The sequence below is a fragment of the Luteimonas fraxinea genome, from assembly GCF_021233355.1.
Taxonomy (GTDB): Bacteria; Pseudomonadota; Gammaproteobacteria; order Xanthomonadales; family Xanthomonadaceae; genus Luteimonas; species Luteimonas fraxinea.
Window position 1 is genome coordinate 3,248,995 of record NZ_CP089507.1, and the last position, 14,492, is coordinate 3,263,486.

Consider the following 14,492-nt stretch of genomic DNA (forward strand, 5'->3'; position numbering starts at 1 on the left):
GGCCGCCAGCCTCGGATGACGATCCAGTTCGGAACGAATCCCATGCAGCGGTAGAATGACAAATCCACTGCGCCCCGCACTTCGCGGCGGCGCGCAAGGAACCGGAATCACGAATGTCGCAACAAACCACCATCCGCAAGCTGGCCGCACTGGTGAACACGCCGGTCGAGAAACTGCTTGAACAGTTGTCCGAAGCGGGCATGCCGTTCAGCGATCCCGACCAGAGCGTGACCAGTGCCGAGAAGCTCAAGCTGCTCGGTTTCCTCAAGCGCGCACACGGCAAGGGCGACGCCCCGGTCGAGGAAATCGCTGCGCCGAAGAAGATCACGCTCAACCGCAGCCGCAAGCAGGAATTGACGGTCGGTGGTGGCAAGAACCGCCAGACGGTCGACGTCGTCGTGCGCAAGAAGGTCACGCTGAGCCCGAACGCGGGTGGTGCGATCGATCCGGACGCCGAGCGCGCTGAGATCCTGCGCAAGCTCGAAGAGTCGCGCGCGAAGAACCTGTCCGAGCAGCAGCGTCTGGCGCAGGACGACAAGCGCCGCGCCGACGAGAACGAGCAGCGCAAGCGCGAAGCGGAAGCCGAGACCGAGCGCCTGCGCCAGGTCGCCGTGGCCGCCGCCGCCGCGCCGCCGGAAGAAGCCGCTGAAGCAACCCGTCGTCCGCCGGCTGCGCACGGTCACGGCCACAAGCCGCCCGCGCCGCCGCGTGCCGACGATCGCAACGCGCCTGCCGGTGCCAAGAAGGGCAACCGCGGTTCGCACGCGATGGTCAGTGGCGTCGAGGATGACGACAAGACCGCGCGCTTCGCCGGGCAGATGCACCTCAGCGCCTCCGATCGCGCCCGTCGCAGCACCAGCAATACGCGCGGCAAGCCGCAGCGTGGTGGTCCGCAGCGTCGCGGCAATGCACCGTCGCGCAGTGGCGGTGGCCCGCACGGCTTCGAGCGTCCGACTGCGCCGATGCAGCGCGAAGTGGCGATCGGCGAAGCGATCACCGTGGCCGACCTCGCGCAGAAGCTCGCGATGAAGGGCGGCGACGTGGTCAAGGCGCTGTTCAAGATGGGCGTCATGGCGACCATTACGCAGTCGATCGATCACGACACCGCGGCGCTCGCCGTCGAAGAACTCGGCCACATTCCGGTGCGTGCCGATGCGGACGACGCCGAGAGCGAGCTGATCGCACACGTGGGCGAAACGCAGGGCGACCAGGTCGCGCGTCCGCCGGTTGTCACGATCATGGGTCACGTCGACCACGGCAAGACCTCGCTGCTCGATTACATCCGTCGTACCAAGATCGCCTCGGGCGAAGCGGGTGGCATCACGCAGCACATCGGCGCATATCACGTCGAAACCGACAAGGGTGTCATCAGCTTCCTCGACACCCCGGGCCACGCGGCGTTCACTTCGATGCGCGCACGCGGCGCCAAGCTGACCGACATCGTGATCCTGGTGGTCGCGGCCGACGACGGCGTCATGCCGCAGACGGTCGAGGCGATCAAGCACGCGAAGGCGGCGAAGGTGCCGCTGATCGTGGCGATCAACAAGATCGACAAGTCGGGCGCGGATCCGTCGCGGGTCAAGAACGAACTGCTCGAGCACGAGATCGTGGCCGAGGACTTCGGTGGCGACACGCAGATGGTGGAGCTGTCGGCCAAGACCGGCGACGGCGTCGACGATCTGCTCGATGCGATCTCGCTGCAGTCCGAAATCCTCGAACTGCGCGCCGTGGCCGAAGGCCGCGCGAGCGGTACGGTCATCGAATCGTCGCTCGACAAGGGCCGCGGCCCGGTCGCGACGGTGCTGGTGCAGAACGGTCTGCTGTCGCGTGGCGATTACCTCGTCTGCGGCGTGCAGTACGGCCGCGTGCGTGCGCTGTTCGACGAAACCGGCAACCAGGTGCCGACGGCGGGTCCGTCGATCCCGGTGCAGGTGCTGGGTCTGTCGGGCGTGCCGGATGCGGGCGACGATTTCGTCGTCGTTGCCGACGAGCGTCTGGCCAAGGACGTGGCCTCGCAGCGCGACACCAAACGCCGCGAAACGCGCCTGGTGCAGGCCGCAGGCAACCGCATGGAAGACATCATGGCGCAGATGGGTCAGGCCGAGCAGCAGCTGTCGCTCAACCTGGTCATCAAGGCCGACGTGCAGGGTTCGGTCGAGGCGCTCAAGCAGTCGCTGGTCGCACTGTCTAACGAACAGATCCGCATCAACGTCATCGTTTCCGGCGTCGGCGGCATCACCGAATCGGACGCCAATTCGGCGGCCGCGGCGAAGGCCACGATCATCGGCTTCAACGTCCGTGCCGACGCATCGGCGCGCAAGGTGATCGAGAACAGCGCGCTGGATCTGCGTTACTTCTCGGTGATCTACGACGTGATCGACCAGGTCAAGCAGGTCGCCTCGGGCATCCTCGGCATGGAGATCCGCGAAGAGATCATCGGTACCGCGGAAGTGCGCGATGTGTTCCGCAGCTCCAAGTTCGGTGCGGTCGCCGGCTCGATGGTCATCGAGGGTGTGGTCAAGCGCAACAAGCCGATCCGCGTGCTGCGCGACAACACGGTCATCTTCGAGGGCGAGCTGGAATCGCTGCGCCGCTTCAAGGAAAACGTCGACGAAGTGCGCAACGGCACCGAGTGCGGCATCGGCGTCAAGGCTTACAACGACGTCAAGCCGGGCGACCAGATCGAGTGCTTCGAGCGCATCGAGGTCCAGCGCACCCTGTAAGGACGCGCCGGATGCAATGCCGGCGGCCGGGCTCCGTAGATACGGACCCGGCCGTCGTCGTCTCGGAACCGGTCAATGTCCTGCTGCGCTTGCCGGCTGGCGCGCGTACGGTGCTCGGAATGCTCACGTATCACCCATACGCTGCGCTTCCTGCGCGCCGCCACGCACCATCCGACTGCGCTCGCGACGGACCTTGAACCGGTTCCAAGGCGTCTTCATCCGCAGTGCTTCAGACTTTCTTCCGTCCCATCGCAACAGGTTTCCCATCCGTGCCCACGAAATCCTTCCACCGTACCGATCGCGTTTCCGCCCAGCTCCGTCGTGAGCTCGGAACGCTCGTGCGCGAGGCAGTCTCCGAACACGGCTTGCCGTCGGTCAGCGTGTCCGATGTCGAGGTCACCCGCGACATGGCCCACGCCAAGGTCTTCGTGACCGCGCTGCAGTCCGAGCGCGCCGACGAAGCGATGAAGGGTCTGAAAGCCGTCGCGCACGAGATCCGCTTCCGCCTCGCGCGCGCGGTGAAGCTGCGCCACGTGCCGGAGCTGCATTTCCACTACGACGATTCGGTCGATCGCGGTGAGCGCATCGACAATCTGCTGCGCGATGTCGGCGAACCTTCCGCCGACTGACGCCGGCGCCTCGTCTGCGACGCCGCCGCGCCCGCGCGGCAAGCGTCGGCAGACGGACCGTCCGCGCACGCAGTTCCGCAAGCTCGACGGCATCCTGCTGCTCGACAAGCCGCGTGGCATGAGTTCCAACCAGGCGCTGCAGCGCGTGCGGCACCTGTTCCGCGCCGAGAAGGGCGGCCATACCGGCAGCCTCGATCCACTGGCGACCGGCCTGCTGCCGGTCTGCTTCGGCGAGGCGACCAAGATCGCCGGCGGTCTGCTCGGCGCACGCAAGGCCTACACCACCGTCGCCCGTCTCGGGCAGGTCACCGATACCGACGATGCGGACGGCGAGATCCTTCGCGAGCGCCCGGTGCCGGCGCTGACCATCGAAACCCTCGACGCCGCCCTCGGCCAGCTGGTCGGTCGCATCCAGCAGCGCCCGCCCATCTATTCCGCGCTCAAGCGCGGCGGCGAGCCGCTGTATGCCAAGGCGCGTCGCGGCGAAACGGTCGAGGTCGACGTGCGCCCGGTCGACGTCCACGCATTCGAACTGCAGTCGGCGGCCGATCTGCTCGACGGGGTACTCGAGCCCGATGGCATGCCGCAGCTGCGCCTGCACGTCGAGTGCGGTTCGGGCACCTACGTGCGCAGTCTGGTCCGTGATCTGGGCGAACTGCTGGGCTGTGGCGCGCATGTGGCCGAGCTGCGCCGGCTCTGGGTCGATCCCTTCCGCGATCCGCGCATGTGGACGCTGGAGGACCTGCAGGCGCTGGCCGCGCGCGGCGAATCGCAGCTCGAAGCCTGCCTGCTGGAGATCGAAGCCGGCATGCTGGCCTGGCCGAAGGTCCACGTCGATGCACGCCAGGCCGCGCGTCTGCAGAACGGCCAGGATGTGCCGGGCGCGTACGCACCGGTGCGCGAGGTGGCCATCATCGGGCCGGCCGGCCGCGCCGAAGGTCTGGGCCAAGTGGCCGAGGATGGTCGCCTGAAACCGCAACGCATGTTCCGCCGCGCTGACGCGAACGACACCGGGGCCTGAATGGCCGCCTTGTCCGGCTGTCCGCCCGGCGGTACAATTTCGCCGCCTTTTTCAAGGCACACTGCAGCATCCATCCACAGGCGGTCCGGGCGGTACGCGGCGGTCACAAGACCGGTCGCTGTCTTCTGCGGGACCCGCGTCCAGAGAGCATGAAATGACCAGCACCATCGACAACGGCAAGATCATCGAAGACCACAAGCGCGGCGACAACGACACCGGTTCCCCGGAAGTCCAGGTCGCGCTGCTGACCGCACGCATCGTGCACCTGACCGAGCACTTCAAGACGCACAAGAAGGACCACCACAGCCGCCGCGGCCTGCTGATGATGGTCAACCGTCGTCGCAGCCTGCTCGACTATCTGCACCGCAAGGATGCAGGTCGTTACAAGGCCCTGATCGAGAAGCTTGGTCTGCGTCGCTAAGACTGATACCCACCGCGGCGCAGAAATGCGCCGCGGTTCTTTTTAGGGCGTGGGCAGCGTCCGCCCGCCGGGGCATGGGTCCCGGACGGTTCATCGCAAGAGACATCAAGGAATTCCAACGTGGCAAAAGTGACAAAGAGCTTCCAGTACGGCAACCAGACGGTGACGCTCGAGACCGGCGAGATTGCGCGCCAGGCCGGCGGCGCCGTGATGGTGTCCTGCGATGGCACCCAGGTGCTGGTCGCCGCGGTCGCCAACAAGACCGCGCGCGAAGGCCAGGATTTCTTCCCGCTGACCGTCGACTACCAGGAAAAGTTCTACGCCGGTGGCCGCATCCCGGGTGGCTTCTTCAAGCGTGAAGGTCGCGCCACGGAGAAGGAGACGCTGATCTCGCGTCTGATCGACCGTCCGATCCGTCCGCTGTTCCCCGATGGCTTCCGCAACGAAGTCCAGATCATCGCCACCGTGATGTCGATGAACCCGGACGTCGACGGCGACATCCTGGCTCTGCTCGGTGCGTCTGCTGCGCTGGCCCTGTCGGGCGCGCCGTTCGACGGCCCGATCGGCGCTGCGAAGGTCGGTTACAAGGACGGCCAGTACCTGCTGAACCCGACCGTGTCGGAGCTGAAGGATTCGGATCTCGAGCTCGTCGTCGCCGGTACCGCGAACGCCGTGCTGATGGTCGAGTCGGAAGCCAAGGAACTGTCGGAAGACGTGATGCTCGGCGCCGTGATGTTCGGCCACCAGCAGATGCAGGTCGCCATCGCCACGATCAACGAGCTCGTCGCCGAAGCCGGCAAGCCGAAGTGGGAATGGTCGGCCCCGGCTACCAACGAAGGCCTGATCTCGGCCATCCGCACCGCGGTGGGCGAGCAGCTCGCCAGCGCGTTCCAGGTGCGTGACAAGCTCGAGCGCAAGGACGCGATCTCCAAGGTCAAGAAGGCGATCCTCGAAGCCGTGCAGCCGCACGCCGAAGCCAACGCCTGGTCGAACAGCGAGCTGTCGAAGGAATTCGGCGAGCAGGAATACCAGACGATGCGCGACTCGGTCCTCAAGACCAAGGTCCGTATCGATGGTCGCGCGCTCGACACCGTGCGTCCGATCGCATCGAAGGTCAGCATCCTGCCGCGCGTGCACGGCTCCTCGCTGTTCACCCGTGGCGAGACGCAGGCGATCGTCGCCGTGACCCTCGGCACCGCGCGCGATGGCCAGATCATCGACGCCGTCGCCGGCGAGTACAAAGAGCACTTCCTGTTCCATTACAACTTCCCCCCGTACTCGGTGGGCGAAGCCGGCCGCATGATGGGTCCGAAGCGTCGCGAGATCGGCCACGGCCGTCTGGCCAAGCGCGGCGTGCTCGCCGTGATGCCGACGATGGAAGAATTCCCGTACACCATCCGCGTCGTGTCGGAGATCACCGAGTCGAACGGTTCCTCGTCGATGGCGTCGGTCTGCGGTTCCTCGCTGGCGCTGATGGACGCGGGCGTGCCGATCAAGGCACCGGTCGCCGGCATCGCGATGGGCCTGGTCAAGGAAGGCGACGACTACGTCGTGCTGTCGGACATCCTGGGTGACGAAGATCACCTCGGCGACATGGACTTCAAGGTTGCCGGCACCACGAACGGCATCTCGGCGCTGCAGATGGACATCAAGATCCAGGGCATCACCGAAGAGATCATGAAGGTCGCGCTGGCCCAGGCGAAGCAGGGCCGTCTGCACATCCTCCAGGAGATGAGCAGCGCGCTGACCACGGCCCGTACCGAACTCAGCGAGTTCGCGCCGCGCCTGATCACGATCAAGATCCACCCCGACAAGATCCGCGAAGTCATCGGCAAGGGCGGTTCGGTCATCCAGGGCATCACCAAGGAAACCGGCACCCAGATCGACATCCAGGACGACGGCACGATCACGATCGCGTCGGTCGACGCCGCCGCTGGCCGCGCCGCGAAGGAACGCATCGAGCAGATCACGTCGGACGTCGAGCCGGGCCGCATCTACGAGGGCAAGGTCGTCAAGCTGATGGACTTCGGTGCATTCGTGACGATCTCCCCCGGCAAGGACGGTCTGGTCCACGTGTCGCAGATCTCCAACGATCGCGTCGAGAAAGTCAGCGACGTGCTCAAGGAAGGCGACGTGGTCAAGGTCAAGGTGCTGGAAGTCGACAAGCAGGGCCGTATCCGCCTGTCGATGAAGGCTGTCGAAGAAGGTGAAGGCACGCCGGCCGAGTAATCGCCAGCGTTGCATGTGACAAGGAAACGGGCCGCGCAAGCGGCCCGTTTTCGTTGTGGCGTCCGGTCGGTTTCGAACACGCGTCTCACAACTCGCATCGAGGCCGGGCCGCGCACGCAGGTGGGTAGAGCGCGGCGAAACCCATCGCTCTTCGAGATTGCGAGCGGGGTCTACCTGACCGATCAGCTGCGCCCGCGACGGCCTTTGTCGAAAGACCGGCCGCCACGGACACAAGTCCGCCCGGTGGATGGGCAAGCGCGGATGCATCGCGACACCAGATACACCGCGGGCTTCGCGAGTCGGCGCGACGATGGCTTTGGCTGCGCTCTACCCATCCTACGGATGCGGTTCCTACCTCCGCTGACGTCCCAATGCAGCTGCACCTGATGCATTTTTCGACGGCTGCCGGATCCGCTGAAATCCCTGAAAATCCCCGCAAAAGAACGCCCTTCGACGCCGTTCCCGCACGAACCTGACTGCGCCACCTAGTCCCATGGTGTGAGTTTGCAATTCTTGTTCATCTGGCAGGCTTGCGGCATGCAGACCGATACCCCCACCCAGAACGCTGTCAAAGCCCCGACACCCGGGCCCGCGCCGAAGCGCAAGAAGCTGTGGCACCACCTGTACTTCTGGGTACTGGTCGGAATCGCCGCGGGCATCATCATTGGTCTCGCCGCGCCGGAAGTCGGCGCGCAGATGAAATGGCTGGCCGATCTCTTCATCAAGCTGGTCAAGGTCGTCATCGCGCCGACCATCTTCGCGACCGTCGCGGTCGGCATCGCCGGACTCGGCAACCTCGCCAAGGCCGGCGGCTTGGCGCTCAAGACGGTCATCTACTTCAACGTCACCACCGTCTTCGCGCTGGGCATCGGCCTGGTCGTCATCAACCTGCTGGGCCCGGGCCGCATGCTCGGCCTCGACATCGCTACCTTCGATGCCTCGGCAGCCGAGGGCACGCTCAGCAGCGCCGGCGCAGCTGCGGGCAGCGGCTTCACAGGCTTCCTGCTGCATCTGGTGCCCAGCTCGTTCTTCGGTGCCTTCGTCGAAGGCCAGCTGATCCAGGTGCTGGTGATGGCGATCCTCGTCGCCTGCGCGATCACGATGCTCGGCGAGCGCGGCAAACCTGCCGTCGCCGCGCTCGACACGATCGCCCAGGTGATGTTCGGCGTCATCAAGATCGTCATGTGGTTCGCCCCGCTGGGCGCGATGGGCGGCATGGCCTTCACCATCGGCGAGTACGGCGGCGCGATCCTCGGTTCGCTCGGCTACTTCATGGTGAGCTTCTGGCTGACCTGCCTGCTGTTCCTGTTCCTGGTGCTCGGACCGATCTGCTGGTGGTCGGGCTTCAACATCTTCAAGTACATCCGCATGATCCGCGACGAACTGCTGATCGTGCTCGGCACGTCCTCATCGGAGACGGTACTGCCGCGCATGCTGGCGAAACTTGAAGCGGCCGGCGTCCCGAAGTCGGTCGTCGGGCTGACGATTCCCACCGGCTATTCGTTCAACCTCGACGGCACCGCGATCTACATGTCGATGGGCGCGATCTTCATCGCCCAGGCCTTCGGTATCGAAGTCCCGCTGGGCACGCAGATCGCGCTGCTGGTCTTCATGCTGATCTCGTCGAACGGCGCAGCCGGTGTGTCGGGCGCGGGCCTGGTGACGCTGGCGGCCTCGCTGGCCGCGTTCGAGAGCGTGATTCCGCTCGCGGGCATCGCCTTGATCGTCGGTATCGACCGTTTCATGTCGGAAGGCCGTGCGCTGACCAACCTGACCGGCAACGGTATCGGCACGCTGGTGATCGCACGCTGGACCGGACAGCTCGATCGCGAGCGTCTGGACGAGGTGCTCGACAGTCCGTCGCTGGTCGATCCCGACCGTCTGCTCGCCGAGAAGAACGCTGCCGAAGCAGCGGCGCCGATCAACGCCTTGCCGGTCAAATGATCCCGATGGCCGCCCGCCGACGCCGCGTGCGTTGAACGGGTAGATGCAGCCGTTGCGCACGCAACGGTTGCGCGTCCACCGCAGAGCCTTTAGGTTGCAACACATGCCCCGCATCGCCGCCAACAATCGCAACCGCAACGCACTGCGCACGAATAATCGTGCGCGGCCGATGCGGGTGTGGGAGCAGGCGCAGCAGTAAAGCAAGACGCGCAGGCACCGGAACACGAACCCGCATCGGCCGCGATGCGGGTTTTTTTGTGTCCGCATCCGGCTCCACCGACATCGCAATCCACGACATCCCAGGAGCTTCACCATGTGTTCGATCTTCGGCATCTTCGGCCTGCAACCCGGCGACGACGCAACCGTTCTGCGCCGGCAGGCGCTCGAGTGTTCGCAGCGCCAGCGCCACCGCGGCCCGGACTGGAGCGGCGTGCACGTCGACGACCGCGCGATTCTCGTGCACGAACGTCTCGCGATCGTTGATCCAGCGGGCGGCTCGCAGCCGCTGCTGTCCGAGGATGGCGCGCTGGTGCTCGCGGTCAACGGCGAGATCTACAACCACCAGACGCTGAAGACCGAGCTGCGCGTGCCGTACGCGTTCCAGACCGCGTCGGACTGTGAAGTGGTCAGCGCGCTCTACCGCGAGCACGAAGCCGACGGCACCGGCCCGTCTGCGTTTCTCGAGCGACTCAACGGCATCTTCGCGTTCGCGCTATGGGACCGCGACAGCGGCCGCGCGATCATCGCCCGCGATCCGATCGGCGTGGTGCCGCTGTACTGGGGCCATGACCGGGAAGGCCGCCTGCGCGTCGCATCCGAGATGAAGGCGCTGGCCGATACCTGCGCCGATGTCGCGCAGTTCCCGCCCGGGCACTGGTACGACAGCGCGACCGGCGTGCTCACGCAGTACTACAAGCGGCCCTGGCGCGACTTCGATGCGGTGGAAGGCGTGGACGTGTCGCTCGACGACGTACGCGAGGCCTTCGAGGCCGCCGTGCACCGCCAGCTGATGACCGACGTGCCCTATGGCGTGCTGCTGTCGGGTGGTCTGGATTCCTCGCTGGTCGCCGCGGTCGCGGCGCGCTATGCGCGGCATCGCGTCGAGGACGGCGACCGCAGCGAAGCCTGGTGGCCGCGTCTGCATTCGTTCGCGATCGGCCTCAAGGGGTCGCCCGATCTTGCGGCTGCCGCAATCGCCGCGGAGTCGCTGGGCACCGTGCATCACGGATACGAGTACACGTTCGAGGAAGGCCTCGATGCGATCCCCGATGTGATCCGCCACGTCGAAACCTTCGACGTGACCACGATCCGCGCGTCGACGCCGATGTTCCTGCTCGCGCGCCGGATCAAGGCGATGGGCGTGAAGATGGTGCTGTCGGGCGAGGGCAGTGACGAAATCTTCGGCGGCTATCTCTACTTCCACAAGGCACCCGACGCGCGGCAGTTCCACGAGGAGCTGGTGCGCAAGCTCGACGCGCTGCACAACTACGACTGCCTGCGCGCGAACAAATCGATGATGGCCTGGGGCGTGGAGCCGCGCGTGCCGTTCCTCGATCGCGAGTTCCTCGACGTGGCGATGCGTTTCGACGCCGCGCACAAGATGATCCACCGCGGCAGCGACGGCTATCAGCGCATGGAGAAGGGCGTGCTGCGCGCCGCGTTCGACGGCCATCTGCCGGACGAAATTCTGTGGCGGCAGAAGGAGCAGTTCAGCGACGGCGTCGGTTACGGCTGGATCGACGGGCTCAAGGCGCATGCCGAGGCGCAGGTCAGCGATCGCGAACTCGCGGCTGCGGCGAGCCGCTTCCCGCACAACCCGCCGCTGACGAAGGAGGCGTACTTCTACCGCAGCGTGTTCGAGCGCGTGTTCCCGTCGCCGGCTGCAGCGGCCACCGTGCCGGGCGGCAAGTCGATCGCCTGTTCGTCGCCTGCTGCGATCGCCTGGGACGCCGCGTTCGCGAATGCGGCCGATCCATCGGGACGCGCGGTCGCCGGCGTGCACAACGCGGCGGTGGCAGCCTGAGTCTTGAGCCCTCCCTCGCGTGCGGGGGAGGGTTGGGAGGGGGCGAACGATCAGCAGGCCCGCAGCTTTATCGTGCGAGCAGTTTGCAGCCGCCGGCTTTAAAGCTTTCCCGCCATCCGCGCCAGCGTTTTATCGCGCCAGAAGAAGTGATGCAGCGCGACCATCGCGACGTGGCCGGCGACGACGGCCAGCAGGGTCCAGGCGATGACGCCGTGCGACAGGTTCGCCGGCGCCATCAGCCACTCCAACTTCTCGCCGGTCGCGGGAAACAGTGGAATCCCCCACGGTGCGAAACCGCGGCCGCTGCCGTATTCCCGCAGCAGCGCGACGGTTGGCACGTAGAACATCAGGGCGTAGAGCAGTGCATGCCCCGCGAGCGCGAGACGACCGACCAGCGTCGCCGGATGCGGCGGGCGCTTGCGCCATTGCGACAGGCCCCAGGCGCCGCGCAGCAGGATTGCCAGCATCAATAGCGTGCCGACCGGCTTGTGGCTGCCGACGAGAAGGGCGGTCAGTGGATGGCGACCGAGCAGGAGCTTCACGCCCATGCCGGTGAACTGCCACGCGAACAACGCGCCCATGCCCCAATGCAGCACCCGCGTGACCAGGCCGTAGCGCAGCGGTGAGTCGGTCCAGCGAGACGACATGGTGCATCCAAGGCGGAGATCCGACGCACAGTTCAGCCGCGCGCCCGCGTGCTGTCAATCGCGCGTGTGCGTTCGTTCGCGCGGATGAAGGACAGAGTAGATTCGAAACTGCGACCGGTCCGATCCACCATTGACCCCCGTACGGGACCGCGGCGACCCCAGCCCGTAAACTGGGTGTCACGTTTCCAGACACACGAGCAGCACAGTGATCATCCATCCCAAGGTCCGCGGCTTCATCTGCACCACCACGCATCCGACCGGCTGCGACCACAACGTGCGCGACCAGATCGCCGCCACGCGCGCGCGCGGCGTTCGCGACGACGGTCCGAAAAAGGTGCTGGTGATCGGCGCGTCCAGCGGCTACGGCCTGGCGGCACGCATCAGCGCGGCGTTCGGCTTCGGCGCCGACACGCTCGGTGTGTTCTTTGAAAAGCCCGGCACCGACAAGAAGGCCGGCACGGCCGGCTGGTACAACTCGGCCGCGTTCGATCGCTACGCCAAGGAGGCTGGTCTCTACAGCCGCTCGATCAACGGCGATGCGTTCTCCGACGCCGCGCGCGCGCAGGCGATCGACCTGATCAGGAACGAGATGGGCGGCCAGGTCGATCTGGTCGTCTATTCGCTGGCCTCGCCGGTGCGCAAGCTGCCCGGTACCGGTGAAGTGAAGCGCTCGGCGCTCAAGCCGATCGGCGAGGCCTACACCTCGACCGCGATCGACACCAACAAGGACCAGATCATCGAAGCGTCGATCGAGCCCGCGACCGAGCAGGAGATCGCCGACACCGTGACCGTGATGGGCGGCGAAGACTGGCAGCTGTGGATCGACGCGCTGCGCGAAGCCGGTGTGCTGGCCGACGGCGCGAAGACCGTGGCCTTCAGCTACATCGGCACCGAGATCACCTGGCCGATCTACTGGCACGGCGCGCTGGGCAAGGCCAAGGCCGACCTCGACGCGACCGCGCGTCGCATCGATGCGCAGCTCGCCGAAACCGGCGGCAGTGCGAACGTCGCCGTGCTCAAGTCGGTCGTCACCCAGGCCAGCGCCGCGATTCCGGTGCTGCCGCTGTACATCGCCATCGCTTTCAAGGTGATGAAGGAAAAGGGCCTGCACGAGGGCACGCTCGACCAGCTCGACCGCCTGTTCCGCGAACGCATGTACCGCGCCGACGGCGCACCGGCCGAAGTCGACGACGAAGCGCGCCTGCGCCTCGACGACTGGGAACTGCGCGACGACGTGCAGGCGCAGTGCAAGGCGCTGTGGCCGCAGATCACCAGCGAGAACCTGTTCGCGCTGACCGACTACGCCGGGTACAAGCACGAGTTCCTCAAACTGTTCGGTTTCGAGCGCAGTGATGTGGATTACGACGCGGAAGTGAATCCGGTGGCGGAGTTCGATGTGATCGAATTGCGCGACTGATCGCGTCTGCACGCTTGGAAAAGCCCCGCTTATGCGGGGTTTTTTTCTGATGGGGCTGCGCCATCGTGGTGACGCAGGGTGTGTGTTGGTAATCCGTTTGATGTGCTGTTGCCGGGGTGTATGTTCTGGGATTTGTTGCTTTAGCTTTTGGCTTTAGCTTTTAGCTTTTAGCTTTTAGCTTTTGGCTTTGGCTTTGGCTTTGGCTTTGGCTTTGGCTTTGGCTTTGGCTTTGGCTTTGGCTTTGGCTTTGGCTTTGGCTTTGGCTTTGGCTTTGGCTTTGGCTTGGCCTTGGCTTTTGATCTTCAATCGAGCCGTAAAGAGAGCCGAGCACCGGAGCCTGGCGTGGCCGGAGAGCAGCCCATGTCTGAGCGCAGCGAGTTTGGGCTGCGTGCCGCGTCAGGCGAGGAGCGGAGGGGACCGATGCAGCTTCATCGCATCGGCTCGCGTCCGGCGAAGACGGTTTTGCTTACTTTTGCCAAGACAAAAGTAAGCCGCGCGACAGCGCGGAAGCCCTGTACTTGATCTTCGCCTTGCGAGCACTTCGTCAGGCGGCGCATCGAAATCCAGCGCCACGACTGAGAAGCGAAAAGCAAGTGCAGGGCTTTCGCCCGCTGCGCGTGCGAGTCCCTTTTGGATGGACCCAAAAGGAACCAAAAGGTCCCTTCGCCAGACGCGATCCGCCGCGATGCAGCCGCGACGGTCCCCTGCGCTTCTCGGACGTCGGGGCACGCAGCCCAAACTCGCTGCGCTCAGACATGGGCTGCTCTTCGACCCCGCCGCCCTGCGATGCTCGGCTCGCTCTACGGCTCGATTCAAGTCAAAGGCTGAAAGCCAAAGCCAAAGCCAGAGCCAGAGCCAGAGCCAGCGCCAGCGCCAGCGCCAGCGCCAGCGCCAAAGACAAAGACAAAGACAAAGACAAAGACAAAGACAAAGACAAAGACAAAGACAAAGACAAAGACAAAGACAAAGACAAAGACAAAGACAAAGACAAAGACAAAGACAAAGACAAAGCTGGAGCTACGCACCGCCAGCGATCACTCGTATCCGGTGGAAAGCTGCACCAACTGGCGCGACATCTCAGGCGTCGATACGCCGCAACTCAAGAGCGGCGTCATACACAGCCCCACTGGCCGCATCCAGCCCCTCCATGCCACGAATGACCTGTCCGTTCCGCCACGGCGCGTAGTCGTTGAAGCTGCCCATGCCGCCGAAGACATGCATTACCGCACCGGACAGCGCGTTGAGTGCGTCCTGATCCGGGGCGTCCTTCGCGAGTAATTCGGCGCGGGACAGGCACGACTCGAAGTGGCGCGTCCACGTGCAGTCCCAGTCAAGTCGCAGCATCGCGACGAGCGCACCAAGGTGGATCCGCAGTGTGTCGAGTTGCGCGCGGCGGTCGGGCATGAAGAGTCTGGTTCAGATTGAAAGATCGGATGCG

12 protein-coding genes are annotated in these 14,492 nt (G+C 65.3%); 8 read left to right on the top strand and 4 right to left on the bottom strand.

Translation table 11 applies throughout. The features are described from left to right. Window positions 1-113 precede the first annotated feature (113 nt). The 7 genes from infB (at window position 114) to asnB (ending at window position 10,990) form a co-directional block, all read left to right on the top strand. Window positions 114-2,723 carry a translation initiation factor IF-2 gene (gene infB, locus LU699_RS14645; RefSeq protein ID WP_232136871.1) on the top strand — a complete coding sequence of 870 codons (2,610 nt, stop codon included), beginning with the start codon at window positions 114-116 and terminating at the stop codon, window positions 2,721-2,723. A gap of 269 nt (window positions 2,724-2,992) precedes the next feature. After that, window positions 2,993-3,352: a 30S ribosome-binding factor RbfA gene (rbfA, locus tag LU699_RS14650; RefSeq protein ID WP_232136869.1), complete on the top strand. Its 360-nt coding sequence runs from the start codon at window positions 2,993-2,995 to the stop codon at window positions 3,350-3,352. After that, entirely contained in the window at window positions 3,327-4,373 is a 1,047-nt protein-coding gene (gene truB, locus LU699_RS14655; protein WP_268738769.1) for a tRNA pseudouridine(55) synthase TruB, read from the top strand. Before rbfA ends, truB begins: the two co-directional genes overlap by 26 nt. 154 nt (window positions 4,374-4,527) lie before the next feature. Further along, window positions 4,528-4,794 (top strand): 30S ribosomal protein S15, encoded by a 267-nt coding sequence (rpsO, locus tag LU699_RS14660; RefSeq protein WP_232136867.1) that lies wholly within the window; start codon window positions 4,528-4,530, stop codon window positions 4,792-4,794. 120 nt (window positions 4,795-4,914) lie between these two features. Further along, window positions 4,915-7,023, top strand: coding sequence for a polyribonucleotide nucleotidyltransferase (gene pnp, locus LU699_RS14665; protein ID WP_232136866.1), 2,109 nt, complete (start codon window positions 4,915-4,917; stop codon window positions 7,021-7,023). A 537-nt stretch (window positions 7,024-7,560) separates the two neighbouring features. Continuing rightward, window positions 7,561-8,967 carry a C4-dicarboxylate transporter DctA gene (gene dctA, locus LU699_RS14670; RefSeq protein ID WP_232136864.1) on the top strand — a complete coding sequence of 469 codons (1,407 nt, stop codon included), beginning with the start codon at window positions 7,561-7,563 and terminating at the stop codon, window positions 8,965-8,967. Window positions 8,968-9,280: 313 nt separating this feature from the next. Further along, window positions 9,281-10,990, top strand: coding sequence for an asparagine synthase B (gene asnB, locus LU699_RS14675; RefSeq protein ID WP_232136862.1), 1,710 nt, complete (start codon window positions 9,281-9,283; stop codon window positions 10,988-10,990). A 98-nt stretch (window positions 10,991-11,088) separates the two neighbouring features. Here asnB and LU699_RS14680 read toward each other — a convergent pair whose 3' ends face one another. Next, window positions 11,089-11,637 carry a cytochrome b gene (locus LU699_RS14680; RefSeq protein ID WP_232136861.1) on the bottom strand — a complete coding sequence of 183 codons (549 nt, stop codon included), beginning with the start codon at window positions 11,635-11,637 and terminating at the stop codon, window positions 11,089-11,091. 205 nt (window positions 11,638-11,842) lie between these two features. Between LU699_RS14680 and fabV the strand changes: the two genes are divergently transcribed. Further along, on the top strand, window positions 11,843-13,054 hold the full coding sequence (gene fabV, locus LU699_RS14685) for an enoyl-ACP reductase FabV (protein ID WP_232136860.1): 1,212 nt from the start codon (window positions 11,843-11,845) through the stop codon (window positions 13,052-13,054). Window positions 13,055-13,228: 174 nt separating this feature from the next. Here fabV and LU699_RS18345 read toward each other — a convergent pair whose 3' ends face one another. The 3 genes from LU699_RS18345 to LU699_RS14695 all read right to left on the bottom strand — a co-directional run bounded on the left by LU699_RS18345 (window position 13,229) and on the right by LU699_RS14695 (window position 14,458). Next, window positions 13,229-13,360: a hypothetical protein gene (locus LU699_RS18345; protein ID WP_269781280.1), complete on the bottom strand. Its 132-nt coding sequence runs from the start codon at window positions 13,358-13,360 to the stop codon at window positions 13,229-13,231. 506 nt (window positions 13,361-13,866) lie between these two features. Beyond that, window positions 13,867-14,079 (bottom strand): hypothetical protein, encoded by a 213-nt coding sequence (locus tag LU699_RS14690; RefSeq protein WP_232580222.1) that lies wholly within the window; start codon window positions 14,077-14,079, stop codon window positions 13,867-13,869. 52 nt (window positions 14,080-14,131) lie between these two features. Continuing rightward, entirely contained in the window at window positions 14,132-14,458 is a 327-nt protein-coding gene (locus LU699_RS14695; RefSeq protein ID WP_232136141.1) for a DUF6966 domain-containing protein, read from the bottom strand. Between the last annotated feature and the right edge of the window lie 34 nt (window positions 14,459-14,492).

What these genes read in the sequence shown, in the direction of transcription:
- asnB (WP_232136862.1), top strand. Translation starts at nt 9,281, where the DNA reads ATGTGTTCGATCTTCGGCATCTTCGGCCTGCAACCCGGCGACGACGCA.
- rpsO (WP_232136867.1), top strand. Translation starts at nt 4,528, where the DNA reads ATGACCAGCACCATCGACAACGGCAAGATCATCGAAGACCACAAGCGC.
- infB (WP_232136871.1), top strand. Translation starts at nt 114, where the DNA reads ATGTCGCAACAAACCACCATCCGCAAGCTGGCCGCACTGGTGAACACG.
- dctA (WP_232136864.1), top strand. Translation starts at nt 7,561, where the DNA reads ATGCAGACCGATACCCCCACCCAGAACGCTGTCAAAGCCCCGACACCC.
- LU699_RS14680 (WP_232136861.1), bottom strand. Translation starts at nt 11,637, where the DNA reads ATGTCGTCTCGCTGGACCGACTCACCGCTGCGCTACGGCCTGGTCACG.
- LU699_RS14695 (WP_232136141.1), bottom strand. Translation starts at nt 14,458, where the DNA reads ATGCCCGACCGCCGCGCGCAACTCGACACACTGCGGATCCACCTTGGT.
- truB (WP_268738769.1), top strand. Translation starts at nt 3,327, where the DNA reads ATGTCGGCGAACCTTCCGCCGACTGACGCCGGCGCCTCGTCTGCGACG.